Raw genomic sequence first — 18,881 nt, forward strand, 5'->3', positions numbered from 1 at the left:
CCATAGCTACCTTTGTAACTTTTCGTTTACTTATTGCCCCTACTCGATAGCAAATCGGACTTTTTTCTCACATAGCCCCTACAGTAGTAACATTTTAGGCTTATTTTTGTGCCCAAGGACTGTTTACAATAGATTTATCAAAACTTGTAACACATTATAAATACTAATAATACTAGGAGAATAACATGAGCTTTATTTGGATGATTATCGTAGGTTTAGTCGCAGGTCTACTCGCACGTGCTATCAAACCAGGTAACGACCCTATGGGTTGGATTATGACAATCGTATTGGGTATCGTTGGTGCAATGCTAGGTGGTTTCTTAGCTGGATTAATCGGTATTAATGCTGACGGTGGTTTCACTGGTCTTATATTCTCAGTGATTGGTGCAATTATCTTACTATTCTTATATGAAATGATTGTAAACAAACGCCGTGCATAGTCGATTACTAGCTAACTAAAACACTATATAAACAAAGCCTTGCGTTAAGCAGGGCTTTTTTATGCCATTTACCATCAAAATCTAATCTTTCTATATGCATATAGCATCATATGACTGCGAAAGTATTGATAAGCATTACTTTTGTCCCCATTTATCTTATAATATCAACCCTATTTTGTCCTTATCATTGAGGTGAGCGTTATGGCACTACTCCCTATCTTAAGTTACCCAGATCCTCGCTTGCGTACTATCGCCAAGCCTGTCAAGGAAGTGACTGCTGAAATCAAAACCTTAATCGCAGACATGATCGAGACGATGTATGATGCTCAAGGTATTGGACTTGCGGCCAGTCAAGTGGATCATCATATTCAGCTTATCGTTATGGATCTGTCTGAAGACAAAAGCTCTCCTAGAGTTTTTATCAATCCAAAGGTCACGCCACTGGTTGAAGAAAAGCAGCCGTACGAAGAAGGCTGCTTATCCGTACCTGACGTCTATGACAAAGTCGAACGTCCTAATAAAGTCCGTATCGAAGCATTAGACGGTAACGGTGAGGTTATCGACGAAGTTGTAGAAGGACTACTTGCTGTTTGTATCCAGCATGAGATGGATCATCTCAATGGTGTGATATTCGTTGACTACCTATCTCGTCTTAAGCAAACGCGTGCTCGTGATAAAGTTCGCAAAGTTTTAAAAATACGCGAAAAAAAAGAAGCACAGTCAACGGAAAAACAAACACAAGCCACCAATTCTTAAAGCTCTACTCTTTACTCTTATCCCTGTTATTCCGTCTTTATCCTTCACATCGTTATATCTACAGTGAATGCTATTATTTAGCATTCACTGTTTGGCGATACTTCTTTCTAACCGATACAGTTTCCGCAAAAGGTTTATTACTATGACAATGATCAAAATTGACCAATATTTTGACCCTGCCAGCTGGCAGAAATTTACCAAGGCTGCTGAAGGTCGCGAGACACCTTTCTTAGTAGTTGACCTTAGCCGTATCGAAACCAAGTACCATGAAATGGTCAGCCTGTTTCCTAAAGCAAAATTGCATTATGCAATGAAGGCTAGCCCTGCGGTGGAAGTAATTAACTTGCTAGCAGATCTTGGTTCAAACTTTGACTGTGCCTCTATCTATGAGCTTGATCGCGTGCTTGACTGCGGTGTGGAACCATCGCGTATCTCATACGGCAATACTATTAAAAAAGCCGAACATGTTAAATACGCTTTTGAAAAAGGCATCGATCTGTATGCGACTGATTCAGAAGCGGATCTGAAAAATATTGCCAAACATGCTCCAGGTTCTAAGATATTTGTACGTATTTTAGTCCAAGGGTCAGAGACAGCAGAGTGGCCATTATCACGTAAGTTTGGTTGCCATCCTAACATGGCAATTGATTTACTGGTTCAAGCACGCGAGCTGGGCTTGGTCCCTTATGGTATCTCGTTTCACGTTGGTAGCCAACAAAAAGACGTCGCTGCATGGGATGATGCATTAGCCAAAGTCAAATATATGTTTGACTGGATGAAGAATGAAGAAGGTATCAAGCTACAAATGATTAATTTGGGTGGTGGCTTCCCGACCAACTACATTAGTGAAGTTAACCCTATCAAAGTCTACGCTGAAGAAATCACCAGCTACCTGACTGACGACTATAACGACGATGAAATGCCAGAAATTATTTTAGAGCCGGGTCGTTCGTTGGTTGGTGGTTCAGGCGTATTGGTCAGTGACGTGGTACTGATCTCTCGTAAGTCTGATACTGATTTGACCCGTTGGGTGTATACCGATGTTGGTCTATTCCAAGGCTTAATCGAAACGTTGGGGGAAGCCATCAAGTATCCTGTCTATACGCCTAAGATGGAAACCTCTACCAGTGAAGGCACAGTAGTACTAGCCGGTCCAACCTGTGACTCAACTGATATTATGTATGAAGAAGCAGGTTATCAGCTACCAGAAGAGCTTGAGATTGGTGATAAAATCTATTGGCTAACCACTGGTGCTTATACCAACTCGTACTCATCGGTAGAGTTCAATGGTTTCCCACCGCTCGAAGTAGTTTATATTGATTAGTATCTAGAGCGTGTCTTCATTTCAAAAATGGTGATAAAAATGAGATAAATTGCCGTCAAACAAGAAAAATAGTGCAGATAATATCGGGATATTAACCAGCTATTTGACGATGTTTGGCAAGATTTAACCATTTTTAGCCCATTAAGATGACTATCGAGTGAATTGAAGACACTCCCTAGTACTTTTCACAAAAAAGCGCGGCACGGTTAATACCCGTATCGCGCTTTTTTGTGCTTAGTGATTTAATTTTTTAACTATTCAACTCTTAAAGCAATAGGCACGCTATTATTGGTATTAATAGTTTGGCTGCTGTTACTAGTGCTACTGGTTGAGTTTTGTGAAACCTTTCCAATTGTCACCCACTGTCCACGTGGCACGATAATCCTACTGTTCAATCTTTGTCCTCGGACAGTATTGTTAATAGAACTCATTTGATTATAAGGTGAATGCGGCTGCACTAACCTTTCTTCCGCTTGGGAGAGCTGTACTTCCACCTGTCCATTGGGCAGCAGTCTTGGTGTGATGGTAATCCCTTGTATCGTTGGCAGTAGTATTTGCTGCTGAATCACGATCTGTGATTTGAAGTTATGACTAGCTGAACGATGATAAATTGAATCGTTATTTGTGTTATAGGTTTGAGTTAGCGAGTAGAGCGTACCTGTGCTAATACTCGCCGCACTGCCAGATAACGTTTGTACTTGATATAAATTACTACCCTGCTGCTGGCTGCTACGTTGACTAATAACCCCTGCACCTTGGATACCGCGATTAGTAATAATGACCTGACTTCGCTGAATACTACCTTGATCGCTACTACTATTGCCAACACGTACGGCGACCGTCAATGCCTGTGGCTGACGGTCAATCTGAGACAATAACTGCTGTACCACTTGATAATTGCGTGCAGTGGTTTGCAGTACCAATTTATCTTGATACGTAGTCACCGTACCACCGTCTACGCTACTATTTAATTTCTGCCTCACTGCAGGTAGTAGGCTAGCCCCACCATAGGTATGGATGACATAAGTTTGAGCAGTACTAGCTTGTACGGTAATTGGTAGGATAGCTAGGCTCATCGCAAAGACTGATAGACTTGCAAGGTTAATGGTACAAATCACACCAATCGGTTTATGTCTAATATAACGTTTGGTGCTATTCATATCTGCTCCCTTACTATTATGGAGTCATCGAGCGGTCAGTCACAATACTATAGCCAACCATAGACCATCAATAGTCGTTAGTCACTTAATCCAAGCACGTCTTGCATATTGTACTGTCCCACTGCTTGCTCAACGACCCAAGTTGCGGCACGTACCGCACCAGCGGCAAATGTCATGCGAGCACGCGCACGATGAGTGATTTCAACCACTTCTCCATCTGCGATGAACATCACAGTATGATCGCCTACGATTTCGCCACCACGTACTGCGTGAATGCCGATTGTTCCAGATTCACGCTCGCCAGTTTGTCCTTCACGGCCATAGATAGCGACGTCTTTTAGATTTTGTCCGCGCGCTTCTGCGACTGCTTCGGCCATCATGTATGCGGTGCCAGAAGGTGCATCGATTTTGTGCTTATGATGTGCTTCGATGATTTCTACATCAGCATCATTGCCAAATGCCTTGGCAGCCATCCCGAGTAGTTTCAATGATAAATTAACGCCTGTCGAATAGTTACCTGCATACACGATAGTGATTTGCTCACTTGCTTTTGCCAGTACTTGTTCCTGCTGCTCATTGAATCCCGTCGTACCGATAACCATAGCGACGTTATTCTCAGCACAAACTTGCATATTTTTTTCGGTGGCATCAGGTAAGCTAAAATCAATCAATACATCGATGTCGTTAATCACATCGGCTAAGTTATCAACGATTTTTACGTTTAAATGACCGATAGCAGCAACTTCGCCTGCATCTGCTCCAACTAGGCTAGAGCCTTGACGTTCAATCGCTGCTTTTAATGTAGTTTGCGGGTTGTTTTGTACTGCTTCGATAAGCATACGACCCATACGACCGCCTGCACCGATTACGCCAACGTTGATAGATTTATTATTTGCTTGTTCGCTCATACTTTTACCTTAGTTACTTTATATTTGGTGAAATTATTTTTAATCATATTTATCGTAAGTTTAGCAAATATCACTACATGAGGGGCTTTTTATACCGTCAACAAAAAGCCCAAAGGTTTCACATGAAACCTTTGGGCTTAATTGAGTATTTACTAATTAGTTTGGCTCATTCTTAATCGAATAAATCGCCGATTTTTTTGAAGAATGATTTTTTATGTGGCGACTGTTGGTGCTTGCTATCGTCATCCAAAGTATCTTGGAATTGGCGTAACAAGTCTTTTTGCTCACGAGTCAGATTAACAGGTGTTTCGATAACCACGCGGCAAATCAAGTCACCTTTCATGGTAGTACGCACTGGTGTTACACCTTTGCCGCGTACACGTAGTAACTTACCACTTTGCGTACCTTCTGCCACCTTGATTTTTACTTTACCATCTAAGGTTGGAATTTCGACTTCTTTGCCCAATGCCGCATCAGTGATGCTTACTGGCACATCCATATATAGGTCCGCGCCTTGACGGGTAAAGACATTGTGCTGTTTGACACGTACTTCGACATATAGATCGCCATTTTGTACACCAGCGCCGCCTGCTTCACCTTCGCCTGCTAGACGGACGCGATCACCATCGTCAACACCTGCAGGGATAGAGACTTCTAGCGTGCGTGATTTGTCTTTTACGCCATTACCATGACAGTCTGGGCAAGGGTTTTTGATCTGTTTACCAGTACCGCCGCAATGAGGACAAGCTTGCTGTACCGCAAAGAATCCTTGCTGCATACGTACTTGACCTTGGCCATGACAAGTCTGACAGGTTACAACATCAGAGGCATTTTTTGCCCCTTTACCATCACAGGTATCACAAGGCGCAGGAGCCGTGAAGCTGATTTCTTTTTTGCAGCCACGTACGGCTTCTTCTAATGTAAGCTCAATCACATAACGTAAGTCAGAGCCACGACGCGAACGCCCACCGCCGCCGCCACGCTGCTGACCAAAGATATCACCGAAATTACCGAAGATATCGCCAAAGATATCTTGGAAGTTTCCGCCGCCCGCTCCGCCAAAGCCGCCGCCACCCATACCGTTTTCGAAGGCTGCATGGCCCATACGATCGTAGGCTGAACGTTTTTCTTCGTCGCTCAATACTTCATAAGCCATTGAAGCTTCTTTGAATTTTTCTTCCGAATCAGGATCATCAGAGTTGCGATCTGGATGGTATTTCATGGCAAGCTTACGGTAGGCTCGCTTAATTTCTTTGCTGTCAGCGGTCTTGCTGACACCTAATACTTCATAAAAATCGCGCTTACTCATGCTCTCTCCTATCGTCTTTACAGCCACACCGGTCAGTCAAATCATCAGCTCAATTAACAATGATACTAATCGTTATTCTTACGCACTAGACATGTATAACGTTTCACATGAAACATAATAGGTCGCAATGCTATAAAACGATCATATCTAGACTTAACCAACAAATACGGTAAAGGCTGCTTAGCCAAATCAATTATAAAAAGTTTGCGCTATTTATGGAGATGGTCTTCTGATTTATCAAGATCTTAAATGATGAAATTAGCCGTTGATCCTACCCTGGCAAAAGACAAACGATTTATTAAGGTTACTGCAAAGCTTTTCGTACCTGAGCCGTGTCCAGTCATGCTAATATTTGTCACCACATCTACGGTCATTCAAACTCATAGTGATGACGCTTGCGACAAGGTATCAAGTCTTATGAAAAAGCTGGTTATTCTATTCATCATAATTGCGATAGCAGTGTATGCAGGCTCGCCTTACTATAGCGCTTATCAGCTCAAAAATGCTTACGACGATAAGGACGGTGCCACGATTGCAGCGGCTATTGATTATGATCAAGTGCAACCAAGTGTCCAAAACCAGCTAACCAGCCAATTTGCAACGACCATGACTAAGTATCCGCTAATCTCCGAGTTAGGTGGTGATGCGTTGACCCAAGCAGCGAACGGCTTCATCGCGCAGGCAGTTGAAGGGGCCATCACGCCGCAGAATATCGAAAAGGTTATTAATACCCAAGGTCAGGCCAATACAGCAACCAAAGAGCTAGCGGCAGCATGGGCCATCGCTAGCGATCAAGTTGACTTGAAAAACCTGATTCAAAGTTTGATTATTCAGCGCGGTGATGTCGATGCGGTGGTCAAAAGCCAAATGCAGCAAGTCATGAAAAAACAAGCTGCAGAACTTGAGCAGCAAGTAGCCCAAGGTAATGACAGTGAAAAACCAACGCTCAGCTACTGTGGTATCAATTGCTTTAGTATTAGCGGTCAAGTGAAAGGCTATCCTCTCACTATCGAGATGCAGCGTGAAGGGCTTATCAACTGGAAAATCGTTGATATCGTCTTGCCATAAGATATTTAAGATAGCTTTTGAGATGCGGAAATTTTTGAATAGAACTATAAAAAAAACCGCCTTATGAAGCAGTTCATAAGGCGGTTTTTTATAGTTCTACCTAACAGACTAATACCTTAAAGCTTTGAACTGTTAAAGCACTTGATCACACCAACCGATTACTCAACGCCTAAAAACTCTAAAAACTCTGGACTCTCAAAACTTGCCTGGTATAGCACACCATCTTCACGATAGATTGCAGGTGTTGCCATCACAGCCAATCCAGCAGCTTTTTCACGATTGGGCGTCACATGATCTGTATTACAGCTGGCTGGTGCAGGTGTCATTTCACCCTGTAGCATCGCTTTGTCAAATGCCTGACGGCGACTGTCTTCGTTGGCCTGACACCAGATACCACGCATCTGCTTCGGTGACGCCTCATATATCGGATAACCGATGACATTAACCGTTACGCCTTTTGCATTCAGCGATGGCACTTGCTGATGCAGTCGGCGGCAGTAAGGACAATTCACATCATCAGCCACATAGATAACGGCTCTCTCAGTGCTGGTCGCTGGATAAGTAATTAGCTGGCTTTTATCCAATGTCTCAAACACAGACTGGTTTTTCAGCGCTTCGAACTCTTCATCAAGTCCAACAAACTGACCATTTTCGATGACTGATATCTCGCCATCGGTAATGTACTGACCATCATCTGATAATAAGAAAGGCACACCTTCTAACGTCGCACCCCAAATGACGCCCGGTACTGCGGTATAAAAGAATGGCGTTTTGGCACTCATGTTTTTGAGCGCAGACATATTGGCCAATATGTCTGATTTCGTGCTGGCGCTAACCGGCTTGCCCAGTTGCGCACTCGTACTGCGAGCAGGCGTTTCGATCACGACACGTTCGCTTGGGTTCTTTTGTAGCTCGCCTTGGATGACGTAACGACCATCTTCGGTGATATGTAGTGGCAATTGCCCAGCCAAACTTACTTGATACATATTAGGCAGTTTAGATGGCACAATAGAAGTGATCTGTGTTTTGATGCCTGCTTGGGTCAATATTTGGCGCAATCGCTTATCGACAGTTGTGCTCACTGCTTGGGTTGCTTGCGAATTTGTGGCGTTTTTCGTTACGTTGTTGCTATTAGCATCTGCTGAACTGGGCTGAGCGCAAGCAGTGGTTGCTAGTAGTATGACGCTGATTAGACTGGCAGACTTTAATACAGGTAATGTCACAGAAGGGTTCCTATCTGGTTTTTGATAATGACGGTTTTCGATATTAACCCCAATTCCAAAGCCACCATTAACTCAAAGGTAGCAATCCATTTTCTTACTAGTTGAATTTTTGAAAATAGTTTAAGGGTTGTCTGTTATAAAAATATAGATAAAAAGACTGTAGCATATAGGATAGTTTTGCAAAGCGCTAAATGGTTAATGTCGCAAAATTGCTACTTAGCTTTAAGAGATAGGCAACACAGGTAGACAATAGACATAAATACAAGATAGCAGACCGCAAAAAGCAGCCACTATATAATGGCTGCTAATGGGCTTGAAACGATAATTTCAATACAAGTATCAATGCAAAGACTTAGCTGATTCAGTGCCTATCTATACTATCTCTACTACCTCTTAGAATTTGGCGACTTCTTCTGACGTCAAGAAACGGCTATCGCCTTTTTCTAGGCCTTCTAGATTGATATGACCGATACTGGCTCGGTGCAGTTCCGTGACTCGATTGCCAAAGTAACCCATCATACGTTTGACCTGATGGTATTTGCCCTGCTCTAATGTCAGGCGTGCATGTTTTTCATCAATGAATTCAAGAGTCGCCGGTTTGGTTGGCTCGTAATCCCCCTCAAGCAAGATACCTTCAGCCACTTTTTTGATGGCTTTTTCTTGTGCGTCACTATCCATAGCATCTGCTAAAGTGAGCTCATATACCTTTGCATGTTCGTGTTTAGGACTGGTGACGCGATGTAGCCAACCGCCGTCATCACTCATCAGCAACGCACCAGTGGTATCAACATCGAGACGTCCAGCGATACGAAGGCTACCTAATTCTGGCACAGCGATCAGTTCGGTAACGATTGGATACTCTTTAACTTTGAGCGTACATTCAAAGCCTTCAGGCTTATACAATAAGATATAGCGATTACCAGCAGCGACCGACAATGGCTCGCCTGCCCACATCACATCATCATTGACGACATCGACATGTAGACCAGGATCTTTGACCACTTGATCGTTTACGGTAACCTCACCTGCGTGCATGATCTTTTTTGATTCTTTGCGCGACAGCTCGGTGGCTTTACTAATGAATTTATCTAAACGCATACTATTTACTACCATCGGTTTTATTATACCAGCCCTAAATCAGAAACTAACGACACCAGCACTCAGCCGTGAGCGACGCGTTATCTTCGATGGTTAGAAATGGTACTATAATGAAAAATTAAATGAACACTGCGCCCAATACAGAAGCCAGTGAAAGTCAGACCAGTTTAACATATCCAACCTAAGCCTGATGAAATATGAGCTATCAAACGCTAAAACGTGCTGTTACTACGCGCCTAGAAATCAAAAAATCTGAGTTTATCGCTTACGCCTATCCAGTAACCTCTCGTGAGCAAGCAATGTTTCACGTGGAACAACTACGCGAGCAATATCCTGATGCGCGTCATTTCTGCTGGGCATATATTATCGGTGATCCTGATAACACCACTAGTGCAGGTTTCGATGATGATGGCGAGCCAAGCGGTACGGCGGGTCGTCCAATATTGAATGTGCTGCAGCATAAGTCTATCGGCAATGTGATTGTCATCGTCGTACGTTACTTCGGTGGTATCAAATTGGGTGCTGGTGGTCTCACCCGTGCTTATGCAGGCTCTGCTCAAGCGGCAGTCGATGAGATGGTACTAAATCCCTATGTACCGATGACACAGGTTCAAATACTGGCAGAGTTTGCAACTGAAGCGCAATGCCGCTATATGATAGAGAGTCTTGGCGGTCATATCGATGATGTTGCATACAGTAAGCAAGTGACCTTAACTGCCACACTCGCTGAAGTAGATGTCGACGACTTAAAAGAGCGCTTAGCAATGGATGGTCGAGTATTGGATAAGCCAGAAAATTAAAATGAATTTAACTGGATACTACCATCAGCTGTTTCAGTCATTAGCCGCTTGAGACAGTTCTTTTTTCAATGTGCTTACTCGTTGGCTTTTTTAAATAGCTGTTTCTCGGTAAACGATTTTTAGTAGCTGCTTTCAGTAATCATGCGTTCACTGAAAATCATTGGTTTTGAGTATTAGCCTCGGTATGATAAGGCATTGCTTTTTGACAATAATTAAATAAGAGCCATTTATGTCAGCTTCCAACTCGATCAAACCTTTCTCTCCAGCACCTTTTAAACCGCCATTTTGGCTGACCAATCCACATCTACAAAGCATCTTACCTAAATTCTTTGCACCCAAAGCTCCAACCTATCGCCGCGTGGTCGAAAAAGACTCATTGGACGAGAGCGATATTGCCTATGACTTTTATGATGCGCACCCTATAGCAGAATCAACAGACGCTGAGCTTGAGCAAGCACCGTTAATCGTACTATTTCATGGTATGGAAGGTAGTAGTGACAGTCATTATGCTCGTGCGCTAGCGCACCAAATCCATGCGCAAGGCTGGCACTTTGTCGTCACCCACTTTCGCAGTTGTGGCGGTATTCCTGCCAGTGGCAAGGTGTTTTATAACGCGGGAGATACGGATGAAGTACATCATGCGCTACAGAACTTACACGAGCAGTATGCCAATATCTATGCGGTCGGTGTCTCATTAGGTGGTAATGCACTGGCCAAGTACATGGGCGAATACGAGGATAAGGTCCTATGTAAAGGCGCAGTGGTTATTTCCGCACCAGTCGACATGTCCTCAGCGGCTATTACTATGCACAGTTTTTTGAGTCATCGTATCTATACGCCGTATTTGCTTAACCCCATTATCAAGAAAGCATTGGCAAACGATCTCACGCAAGATGAAATCAACGCTATCAAATCATCCAATCGTATCAGTGATTTTGATGATATCTTTACCGCGCCGCGCCACGGATATCGCTCTAAAAATGACTATTACCACACCGCATCCGCCATGCCCTATTTGCGCAACGTCACTCACCCTCTGCTGCTCATCAGTGCAAAAGATGATCCGTTTATCGGCTTCACAGCGACACCAAATGATGTCTCTGAGAGTGTCACTATCTTAGATACTGACCACGGTGGACATATTGGTTATTTGCGTTATCGCTCAGACAACGGGCAGGCCAAAAGCAAATCTTCTGTCACTAGTGATAAAGAGTCCAAAACTTCAAAGTTCGATATCAATTGGATACCCGAAACCGTCAGCGCTTATTTTAATTGGATTGGTGTGGCTTCTACTGGCGAACCCTCTCAGGCTATGGTCTCTAACGACAAATAACCATTGTCATCAATGAAATAGTAATAACGCCAACGTTTATAAACTTTTGAGAGTGTTTTATGTACCCATTTATCCGTTATGCTAGCACTATCGCTCATGCTGCCCTAAAAGCAAAAAAAGGTGACACACTAACCTTCAAAGACACTAGCGAGATTCAATTTCGCTGCCGCTTATCTGATATCGATAATTTTTTGGAGATGAATAACGGTCGCGTATTCACACTTTATGATTTGGGACGTATGGACTTTGCAGTACGGACTGGACTTGGCAAGCAGTTGTTAAAACAACGTTGGGGGTTGGTGATCGCTGGCAGCACTATTCAATACCGTAAGCGTATTCGCGCCTTTCAAAAAGTCACGCTCAAGACTAAAATCGTCGGTATCGATGCGCGCTGGCTCTACATCGAGCAATCAATGTGGGTCAAAGGTAAGCCTTGCTCATCTGGCCTACTACGTACAGGTGTAACAAAGGGTGGTAGAGTAATCGACACGGCACAAGTATTGGCCGCATTGGGACAGTCTGATTGGGATCTACCGCCAACCGGTTATGTGGCTGAATGGATCGAGAGTGATGCCGACCGCCCATGGCCGCCGACGGAGTAATATCAAGCTAGCTTAGCTAAAAACGGCTCTACTGAATATTACTCAAGAGCACGTCACAAGTAAGTAACTTTATGACTACTATTGCATAACAATACATTATATAAATACGTATAATAAATGCTAGGATAGTAGTGAGTACATACTCAGACAAAATAAATATAGTCTTATAAGGAGAACAACATGGCTAACACAACAGATTATGTCGGCACATTATTTGATAATAGTGAATCAAATCCAAGCAAAATTACCTTAGCGTTTACCATGGCAGGTGTGGCACTGAAGAAAGGCCATTCTGCCACTGTCATACTCATGGTAGATGCGGTGCATCTGGCAAAACCAAATGCGCTAGACAACGTAGATATCGGCGATCCGTTTGAACCTGCTGGGGAGTTACTAGAAGCTTTTATCGAAAAAGGTGGTCAAGTATTGGTCTGCGGCGCTTGTATGAAACACAACGGTGTAGAAGAATCAGATGTTGATAAGCGTTTTGAAGTGATTAGCGGTGATGATGTGGTTGAGCTACTGATGAATGCCAAAGGGTCTTTGCAGTTGAATTAAAAGATAAGCAAAATCAGTTTATAAGAATATAAAAGTAGGTCAGTTTTCGTTGTTATCGTTTTGGATAACCTGGAAGCTGGCCTATTTTATTTGCAGTTTTCATAAAATTCAGTAGATTATAAGAAGTTAAAACTAAGTAATAGAGAAGCCATCAAAATCTCTTTAGGTATTTTGTTTCATTATTTATTTCAACTTTCTTTGGCTAGATATTTAGTAATCTCAAGTATATGTATTAATAAGCTTTAACTACAGTTTTATAGTCAGCTATCTTAACTACAACTTCGTAGTCACAACACACCACTTTATTCAGCAACTAAATAAACACTATCTAACACGCGCACCACTTTCCTCTGCTACAGTAAGCCATGCAAACACTTTACTAAAAGGCAGCCAGTCATGAGCTTACTTGTTACCCTGAACCTCTCCTACCCTATCGTTCAAGCACCAATGGCAGGTGCAACCACACCTGAACTGGCGGCGACGGTGAGTAACTTTGGCGGACTGGGATCATTAGGATCTGGCATGACGGCACCAGATGTTTTAACCAGCCAAATTGATACCATTAAATCGCTCACCGACCGACCTTTTATGATCAACCTGATGGTACTCTCCAAGCAGGAGTATACGACCATTGATACCGAACTCCCTGCTTGGCTAAGTAAGTACTATCAAGACAACACTATTGAATTTACACTACCTGAATGCCCTGCTCAGAATTTCGCAGAGCAGCTACAAGTGCTCTATGACAACCCTGTGCCCGTCGCCAGTTTTACTTTTGGCATTATCAGTGCAGAGCAAGTCCAACGTCTGCAAAGTCTCGGTACACTCGTCATCGGCACCGCCAACCACCCATTAGAAGCGAAGGCATGGGCAGATATTGGTGCAGATGCGGTATGTGTACAAGGGGTCGAAGCTGGCGGACATCGCGGTGGTTGGTTGCCGCAAAGTGAGAGCGATCCATTGGGGCTATTGACACTAATTACCCAAACGCGTACCTGTACCGACATTCCATTGATCGCAGCGGGTGGCATTATGAATGGTCAAGCCATCAAAGCGGTTCAGACGGCTGGTGCTGAGCTGGCACAAATAGGGACAGCGTTTTTGACTACAGACAAATGCGGTATTAATGATACTTATAAACAAGCGCTACTTGATGCCAGTCAAGATAAGCGCAGCTCAGAAACGCGATTAACGCGTCTGTTCTCAGGTAAGCTCGCTCGTGGCTTATTGAATGACTATCTACGTGATTTTGCCGAATTTGAAAGCGCTGATACGCTACCACCCTATCCACAATTAAACGCTATGACCAAATTTATGCGAGCTCATGCGTCTCAGAACATGGATGCAGAACATTTGTCTTTATGGGCAGGACAAGGGGTGGCTTTGGTCAAACAAGAAAGCACGCTTGAACTCCTTGAGCGCTTGGTTAAAGCGTTATAGGTTTGCCTGTTTTTATTATCCACACTACTTTAATAAAAAATCTACCGCCGCGGCTGCATGAATAGCCGTGGTGTCAAATACAGGTATGGGGCTATCAGTTTGTTTGATAAGTAAGCCAATCTCTGTACAGCCTAATATCACACCTTCTGCCCCTTCGTTGGCCAAATCGGTAATGACTTGGCGATAATACTGGCGTGAGCTGTCGAGTATCTGTCCTTTGCACAGCTCATCATAAATAATACGATGCACCTCTGCTCTCGCCTCATCTTCTGGTAACAGTACTTGCAAGCCTGCATCGATCAAACGCTGCTTATAAAAATCTTGAGTCATGGTGAACTGCGTACCAAGTAGCACAACTTTGGTCAGACCCTGTTTCTCAATCTCCTTAGCAGTAGCGTCAGCAATATGAATAATCGGTAGGTTGGTCGCGGCTTCAACATCGCTGATCACTTTATGCATAGTATTTGTCGCCATTAATAACCCTTGGGCACCAGCCGCTTGCAGTCGCTCGCCACTACTTACCATCATTGCGCCAAGCTCAGCCCACGCTCCTTCTGCTTGCATCTCGCCAATCGGTGCAAAGTCGACACTATGAATCAACAAGTCTGCTGAATGTAAGCCGCCTAGCTTATCCTTGATACCTTCATTAATGAGGCGATAATAACTCTCGGTACTCTCCCAACTCATTCCACCGATGATACCTAGTGTTTTCTGCTGAGAGTCTCGTTGTTTTTGAGCTGCCATACTATACTCCTAGAATCTTTTTAGTCTTATTTATAGTAGCAAAATCGTCTGCTGAGAACGCGCTGTTTGATAATAGCTCTTAAGACAACAATGTTACTAAAACAATAGTGTTATTAAAATAGAGCAAATCCTACTATTGATAATAACGATTTTACCCGTCCGACTTCACAGAGTATGATGAACACTGGTAGTTATCACCCTATCTATTATGACTACTCATTACCTAACTATTATATATACAACATATGCCCGCACCGTAGGCTGGGCATAGCTAACACTATGCAGGACAACCAAATACTATGGCCAACTTCCCCACTATCAGGATACGCACACGGCGCAAATACTATCGCCTTATCTTTACTGGCATTATGGCGATGATGATGTCGTTCATTATTTCGACCGCATTGTTAGTAGTAAAACAAGGATTCATCGAGGGTTTCTTTATGGAGCTGATGCACTCCTGGGGACTGGCCTTTATGTTTGCGTGGCCAAGTGCTTATATTTGCGCGTACATCGTACAGGAACATCTGCTCAGCCGTATTGAGTTCTACTAAACAGCACTACTTAGAATATTACTGATGTAAGCCAAGCTTTCTATAAACAAATCCATTTAGCGCGAATGTATCTACTATCTAGACGACCAGTCTATTTTTAAGTATAGTAACTTTGTGAGTCGATAACCTACGAGCGTTATTAACGTGGTATTGTTTTTACTCAAAGAACAACATACTAATGAATAGCCTTGACGATGTTGTTTTTATCATCAGTTATTCATACTTTTAATATACTTATAAATATATAAATTCATAGATAAAGGAAATTATCATGCGTAGTGCTATTCATAACAGTTTCGGTAAACCCTCCGACGTATTGAGCGTGGGCGACAGTCCTATGCCGCAGCCAGCTGCAAACGAAGTCCGTATCAAAACTATCCTTTCCCCTATTCACAACCATGACATGCTGACCGTGAGTGGACAATATGGCTATAAGCCTGAGATGCCAGCCATCGGTGGTAGTGAAGCATTAGGCATTATTGATGCCGTAGGTGATGATGTCACAGAGTTTAGTGTTGGCCAACGTGTGGCTTGTGCCAGTGTGCACGAAACGTGGGCAGAGTATTTTGTCGCTCCTGCCAGTATGGTATTTAACATGCCTAATAGTATCAAAGACGAACTGGCTGCACAGCTGATTGCCATGCCATTGTCTGCTTTGATGCTGTTAGAGTTCCTAGAAGTCGATAGCGGCCAATGGATTATTCATAACGCAGCAAATGGCGCCGTTGGTAAAACGCTAGCCATGCTCGCTGCAGCACGCGGTGTGAATACAATCAATCTGGTGCGTAGTAAAGACTCACTCGAGGAGCTAACAGCACTTGATATCAAAAACAATGTCGTCACTGCTGATGACGACTGGAAAGACCAAGTCAAAGCCATCATTGGTGATGACAAGATTACCGCAGCCGTCGATTCAGTCGGTGGCGAATCGAGCAACGAGCTACTATCGCTACTTGGCAGCAAAGGAACGCTGGTCTCATTTGGTATCATGTCAGGCAAGCCAATGGCACTAGACGCTGGTAGCTTAATCTTTAAGCAAGCTGTGGTAAAAGGGTTCTGGGGCAGCAAAACCAGCCAAGAAATGGACCTTGATAACAAACAACGTCTGATAGATGAACTACTAGAGCGCGCTTCAAATGGCGATCTAAAGCTACCTATCGAAGCTATTTATAGTCTAGATGACATCACAACTGCTGTCTCTGGAAAAGTACAATCGAGCAAAAAAGGTAAAGTTCTTTTGAAGCCTTAATCCCTATACTTGCCTCGTAATGCGAGCAAAAAAACCGTGGTATTAGAAAGTATAAGAAAGCCCATTTGTATTACTCATCAGATAATACCGTGGGCTTTTTTTAGCGGTGTTGCTTCAATTATGGCGAAGCTGTAATAGCATCGCCGTACCGTTATTAATAAACACAAACAATAAAACTTAATAAGGATATAACCATGTCAAACGATACAACGTTCAAAGCCTTAGTCGTCGAAGAGACCAGTGATGGTGAATTTAAAAAGAGCATTAAAGAACGCAATATCAGTGATTTACCAGAGAATGACTTGCTCATCGAAGTACATTACTCATCGTTAAACTTTAAAGATGCCATGTCAGCCACGGGCAATAAAAGAATCACCAAACAGTACCCGCATACCCCAGGTATCGATGCCGCTGGCGTGGTCGTCAGTGATAAATCAGGCACGTTTAGCGCAGGGCAAGAGGTATTGGTATTCGGCTATGATCTCGGTATGGATACAGATGGTGGACTCGGTCAAATGATATCAATACCAGCAGATTGGGCGCTACCTTGCCCAGAAACGCTGACGCTAAAAGAAGCAATGACCTATGGTACTGGCGGTCTAACCGCAGCGCTGAGTGTGCAAAAGCTAGAGAAAATGGGCGCAAAACCAAGTGATGGCCCAGTCGCTGTCACTGGCGCAACTGGCGGCGTGGGTACGATCAGTATCGCTATCTTAAAGCAGCTTGGCTATGAGGTGATTGCCTTCTCAGGTAAACCAGAGCAAAGCGAGCATTTAAAAGAGCTTGGCGCGAGCGAAGTACGTCATCGTGATACTATTAATGAAATCGGTAATAAACCTGTCGGCCGTGAGCTGTGGGCAAACGCCATTGATACCATTGGTGGCGACTACTTATCTAATTTGCTTAAACAAACTAAAGCGGGCGGCGCGGTGACGAGCTGTGGTCTAGCGGGCGGCGCTGAGTTCTCCATGACGGTCATGCCATTCATCACTAGAGCAGTATCGCTACTAGGTATCGACTCGGTCTATATCCCATTGGCTGATAAAAAAGCTATCTGGAAACGTGTCGCCACTGATATGAAACTGCCCAATCTTGAGAGCTATGGTGAAGAGATTACACTAGAGCAAACGCCAGAATACTTGGATCGCTTTATGTCTAGCAAAGTGGTTGGGCGTTATGTGGTAAATGTGAAGGGATAAAATTTTAGTTTAAGGTCGAATTTTATAAATAGTAGCGGTGCTCTTTATCTAAAAGAGCACCGCTTTTTTTGGCATATAAACAATAGAAAATTCATTCATGTTGAAACTTAGGATAAAAAGTCGAAAAACACGAATTGACTTTAATAAACTTAAGTTTACTATATTATCTTCATAGAATATTAGTAATAAGGAAGTTAAATTGTTTGAAATAGGGAAAGTTTATAATAGGCGTGCTGATATACACGGTAGATATAAGGGCCAACAATATGGTGGTATAGCTACTCCTGCCGCTCATCCATACATATTTATATTTACAGGTGATTCTGGTAACGAGTATGGATATATTGACGATTTCGATCCTAATGGTACCTTTAAATACACAGGTGAAGGACAAGAGGGTGACATGAAAATGTCTAAAGGTAATTTAGCTATTCGCGATCATCAAAAAAACAATAAAGAAATCCTACTCTTTGAATATACATCGCGAGGTTATGTACGGCTTTTAGGAACATGCAATTATATTTTTCACCATACTGAAGAGCGGCCAGATAGAAATGGTAATCTTCGCGAGGCTATCATTTTCCATCTAGATATAGTTAATACTCAAAATATTAATGCAGCTCAAACTCTAATTTCTAAAACAGTTGAATCACCTAAAGCGATGTACATTACTAAGCCTAGCAAAGGCCAGTCATTACAAAAATTACGAAAGATTGCTTTAATTTCAACGCCAACCCAAGGAAGTACACAAGAAAAAATTCAGTCTATCCAAAACCGTAGTAGAGCAATTAAACTTTATGCTAAGAACAGAGCTAATGGCATATGCGAAGGGTGTAACGAGATAGCTCCATTTGAAACTAAGTCTGGACCTTACCTTGAAGTCCATCATTTAACTAGATTGGCCGATGGTGGTCCGGACGTACCTCAAAACGTTATTGCTCTATGTCCTACCTGCCATCGAAGAGCACACTATTCTTTAAATCATTTAGAATTTAATAGTCAGTTGATAAACGAAGTTGCTGCTATCGAAGCAGAACTTAATCAGTGAAACGCTTAACTTTAGGACAAAAAAACACCCAACCAAGTTGAGTGTTTTTTTATTGCCTATCACAACTG

At 43.0% G+C, this 18,881-nt stretch carries 19 protein-coding genes; 13 read left to right on the plus strand and 6 right to left on the minus strand.

The genetic code is table 11. From position 1 onward, the window contains the following. The first annotated feature begins 185 nt into the window (after window positions 1–185). The 3 genes from ACT3QR_RS03600 to ACT3QR_RS03610 all read left to right on the plus strand — a co-directional run bounded on the left by ACT3QR_RS03600 (window position 186) and on the right by ACT3QR_RS03610 (window position 2,520). Window positions 186–440, plus strand: a complete 255-nt coding sequence (locus ACT3QR_RS03600) for a GlsB/YeaQ/YmgE family stress response membrane protein (protein ID WP_057757652.1) — start codon at window positions 186–188, stop codon at window positions 438–440. A 201-nt stretch (window positions 441–641) separates the two neighbouring features. Then, window positions 642–1,196 (plus strand): peptide deformylase, encoded by a 555-nt coding sequence (gene def / locus ACT3QR_RS03605; RefSeq protein ID WP_444520022.1) that lies wholly within the window; start codon window positions 642–644, stop codon window positions 1,194–1,196. Between the two features lie 148 nt (window positions 1,197–1,344). Continuing rightward, entirely contained in the window at window positions 1,345–2,520 is a 1,176-nt protein-coding gene (locus ACT3QR_RS03610; protein WP_444520105.1) for a type III PLP-dependent enzyme, read from the plus strand. Between the two features lie 254 nt (window positions 2,521–2,774). On the opposite strand, the gene ACT3QR_RS03615 is transcribed toward ACT3QR_RS03610, so the two are convergent. From ACT3QR_RS03615 to dnaJ, 3 genes are all read right to left on the minus strand, one after another. Continuing rightward, a complete protein-coding gene (locus ACT3QR_RS03615) occupies window positions 2,775–3,680 on the minus strand; it encodes a hypothetical protein (RefSeq protein WP_444520023.1) in 906 nt (301 codons plus the stop codon). Between the two features lie 77 nt (window positions 3,681–3,757). After that, complete coding sequence (gene dapB, locus ACT3QR_RS03620) at window positions 3,758–4,588, minus strand: 4-hydroxy-tetrahydrodipicolinate reductase (RefSeq protein ID WP_444520024.1); 831 nt, start codon at window positions 4,586–4,588, stop codon at window positions 3,758–3,760. Between the two features lie 172 nt (window positions 4,589–4,760). Beyond that, complete coding sequence (dnaJ, locus tag ACT3QR_RS03625) at window positions 4,761–5,897, minus strand: molecular chaperone DnaJ (RefSeq protein WP_444520025.1); 1,137 nt, start codon at window positions 5,895–5,897, stop codon at window positions 4,761–4,763. Window positions 5,898–6,146: 249 nt separating this feature from the next. On the opposite strand from dnaJ, the gene ACT3QR_RS03630 reads away from it, so the two are divergent. Then, window positions 6,147–6,965: a DUF2939 domain-containing protein gene (locus tag ACT3QR_RS03630; RefSeq protein WP_444520026.1), complete on the plus strand. Its 819-nt coding sequence runs from the start codon at window positions 6,147–6,149 to the stop codon at window positions 6,963–6,965. Between the two features lie 158 nt (window positions 6,966–7,123). On the opposite strand, the gene ACT3QR_RS03635 is transcribed toward ACT3QR_RS03630, so the two are convergent. Both ACT3QR_RS03635 and ACT3QR_RS03640 read right to left on the minus strand, forming a co-directional pair. Continuing rightward, window positions 7,124–8,188 carry a disulfide isomerase DsbC N-terminal domain-containing protein gene (locus ACT3QR_RS03635; RefSeq protein ID WP_444520027.1) on the minus strand — a complete coding sequence of 355 codons (1,065 nt, stop codon included), beginning with the start codon at window positions 8,186–8,188 and terminating at the stop codon, window positions 7,124–7,126. 393 nt (window positions 8,189–8,581) lie between these two features. Next, complete coding sequence (locus tag ACT3QR_RS03640; protein WP_444520028.1) at window positions 8,582–9,286, minus strand: pseudouridine synthase; 705 nt, start codon at window positions 9,284–9,286, stop codon at window positions 8,582–8,584. Between the two features lie 197 nt (window positions 9,287–9,483). Between ACT3QR_RS03640 and ACT3QR_RS03645 the strand changes: the two genes are divergently transcribed. The 5 genes from ACT3QR_RS03645 (at window position 9,484) to ACT3QR_RS03665 (ending at window position 14,019) form a co-directional block, all read left to right on the plus strand. Continuing rightward, window positions 9,484–10,086 carry a YigZ family protein gene (locus ACT3QR_RS03645; protein ID WP_444520029.1) on the plus strand — a complete coding sequence of 201 codons (603 nt, stop codon included), beginning with the start codon at window positions 9,484–9,486 and terminating at the stop codon, window positions 10,084–10,086. Window positions 10,087–10,315: 229 nt separating this feature from the next. Further along, on the plus strand, window positions 10,316–11,419 hold the full coding sequence (locus ACT3QR_RS03650) for a YheT family hydrolase (RefSeq protein ID WP_444520030.1): 1,104 nt from the start codon (window positions 10,316–10,318) through the stop codon (window positions 11,417–11,419). Between the two features lie 59 nt (window positions 11,420–11,478). Then, window positions 11,479–12,021 (plus strand): acyl-CoA thioesterase, encoded by a 543-nt coding sequence (locus tag ACT3QR_RS03655; RefSeq protein WP_444520031.1) that lies wholly within the window; start codon window positions 11,479–11,481, stop codon window positions 12,019–12,021. A 180-nt stretch (window positions 12,022–12,201) separates the two neighbouring features. Next, window positions 12,202–12,579, plus strand: a complete 378-nt coding sequence (locus ACT3QR_RS03660) for a DsrE family protein (RefSeq protein WP_444520032.1) — start codon at window positions 12,202–12,204, stop codon at window positions 12,577–12,579. 396 nt (window positions 12,580–12,975) lie between these two features. After that, window positions 12,976–14,019 carry an NAD(P)H-dependent flavin oxidoreductase gene (locus ACT3QR_RS03665; RefSeq protein ID WP_444520033.1) on the plus strand — a complete coding sequence of 348 codons (1,044 nt, stop codon included), beginning with the start codon at window positions 12,976–12,978 and terminating at the stop codon, window positions 14,017–14,019. Between the two features lie 24 nt (window positions 14,020–14,043). On the opposite strand, the gene ACT3QR_RS03670 is transcribed toward ACT3QR_RS03665, so the two are convergent. Beyond that, window positions 14,044–14,763, minus strand: a complete 720-nt coding sequence (locus tag ACT3QR_RS03670; RefSeq protein ID WP_444520034.1) for an aspartate/glutamate racemase family protein — start codon at window positions 14,761–14,763, stop codon at window positions 14,044–14,046. 299 nt (window positions 14,764–15,062) lie between these two features. On the opposite strand from ACT3QR_RS03670, the gene ACT3QR_RS03675 reads away from it, so the two are divergent. From ACT3QR_RS03675 to ACT3QR_RS03690, 4 genes are all read left to right on the plus strand, one after another. Then, window positions 15,063–15,317: a DUF2798 domain-containing protein gene (locus ACT3QR_RS03675; RefSeq protein WP_444520035.1), complete on the plus strand. Its 255-nt coding sequence runs from the start codon at window positions 15,063–15,065 to the stop codon at window positions 15,315–15,317. Window positions 15,318–15,588: 271 nt separating this feature from the next. Continuing rightward, window positions 15,589–16,566 carry a zinc-binding dehydrogenase gene (locus tag ACT3QR_RS03680; RefSeq protein WP_444520036.1) on the plus strand — a complete coding sequence of 326 codons (978 nt, stop codon included), beginning with the start codon at window positions 15,589–15,591 and terminating at the stop codon, window positions 16,564–16,566. A 194-nt stretch (window positions 16,567–16,760) separates the two neighbouring features. After that, on the plus strand, window positions 16,761–17,765 hold the full coding sequence (locus tag ACT3QR_RS03685; protein WP_444520037.1) for an oxidoreductase: 1,005 nt from the start codon (window positions 16,761–16,763) through the stop codon (window positions 17,763–17,765). 199 nt (window positions 17,766–17,964) lie between these two features. After that, window positions 17,965–18,813 (plus strand): HNH endonuclease, encoded by an 849-nt coding sequence (locus ACT3QR_RS03690; RefSeq protein ID WP_444520038.1) that lies wholly within the window; start codon window positions 17,965–17,967, stop codon window positions 18,811–18,813. Window positions 18,814–18,881: the final 68 nt, after the last annotated feature.

The organism is Psychrobacter sp. AOP7-B1-25 (genome assembly GCF_052376195.1).
Lineage (GTDB): Bacteria > Pseudomonadota > Gammaproteobacteria > Pseudomonadales > Moraxellaceae > Psychrobacter.

What these genes read in the sequence shown, in the direction of transcription:
- dapB (WP_444520024.1), bottom strand. Translation starts at nt 4,588, where the DNA reads ATGAGCGAACAAGCAAATAATAAATCTATCAACGTTGGCGTAATCGGT.
- dnaJ (WP_444520025.1), bottom strand. Translation starts at nt 5,897, where the DNA reads ATGAGTAAGCGCGATTTTTATGAAGTATTAGGTGTCAGCAAGACCGCT.
- ACT3QR_RS03670 (WP_444520034.1), bottom strand. Translation starts at nt 14,763, where the DNA reads ATGGCAGCTCAAAAACAACGAGACTCTCAGCAGAAAACACTAGGTATC.
- ACT3QR_RS03645 (WP_444520029.1), top strand. Translation starts at nt 9,484, where the DNA reads ATGAGCTATCAAACGCTAAAACGTGCTGTTACTACGCGCCTAGAAATC.
- ACT3QR_RS03615 (WP_444520023.1), bottom strand. Translation starts at nt 3,680, where the DNA reads ATGAATAGCACCAAACGTTATATTAGACATAAACCGATTGGTGTGATT.
- ACT3QR_RS03655 (WP_444520031.1), top strand. Translation starts at nt 11,479, where the DNA reads ATGTACCCATTTATCCGTTATGCTAGCACTATCGCTCATGCTGCCCTA.
- ACT3QR_RS03640 (WP_444520028.1), bottom strand. Translation starts at nt 9,286, where the DNA reads ATGCGTTTAGATAAATTCATTAGTAAAGCCACCGAGCTGTCGCGCAAA.
- ACT3QR_RS03675 (WP_444520035.1), top strand. Translation starts at nt 15,063, where the DNA reads ATGGCCAACTTCCCCACTATCAGGATACGCACACGGCGCAAATACTAT.
- ACT3QR_RS03610 (WP_444520105.1), top strand. Translation starts at nt 1,345, where the DNA reads ATGATCAAAATTGACCAATATTTTGACCCTGCCAGCTGGCAGAAATTT.
- ACT3QR_RS03650 (WP_444520030.1), top strand. Translation starts at nt 10,316, where the DNA reads ATGTCAGCTTCCAACTCGATCAAACCTTTCTCTCCAGCACCTTTTAAA.
- ACT3QR_RS03600 (WP_057757652.1), top strand. Translation starts at nt 186, where the DNA reads ATGAGCTTTATTTGGATGATTATCGTAGGTTTAGTCGCAGGTCTACTC.
- def (WP_444520022.1), top strand. Translation starts at nt 642, where the DNA reads ATGGCACTACTCCCTATCTTAAGTTACCCAGATCCTCGCTTGCGTACT.
- ACT3QR_RS03665 (WP_444520033.1), top strand. Translation starts at nt 12,976, where the DNA reads ATGAGCTTACTTGTTACCCTGAACCTCTCCTACCCTATCGTTCAAGCA.
- ACT3QR_RS03685 (WP_444520037.1), top strand. Translation starts at nt 16,761, where the DNA reads ATGTCAAACGATACAACGTTCAAAGCCTTAGTCGTCGAAGAGACCAGT.
- ACT3QR_RS03680 (WP_444520036.1), top strand. Translation starts at nt 15,589, where the DNA reads ATGCGTAGTGCTATTCATAACAGTTTCGGTAAACCCTCCGACGTATTG.
- ACT3QR_RS03660 (WP_444520032.1), top strand. Translation starts at nt 12,202, where the DNA reads ATGGCTAACACAACAGATTATGTCGGCACATTATTTGATAATAGTGAA.
- ACT3QR_RS03630 (WP_444520026.1), top strand. Translation starts at nt 6,147, where the DNA reads ATGATGAAATTAGCCGTTGATCCTACCCTGGCAAAAGACAAACGATTT.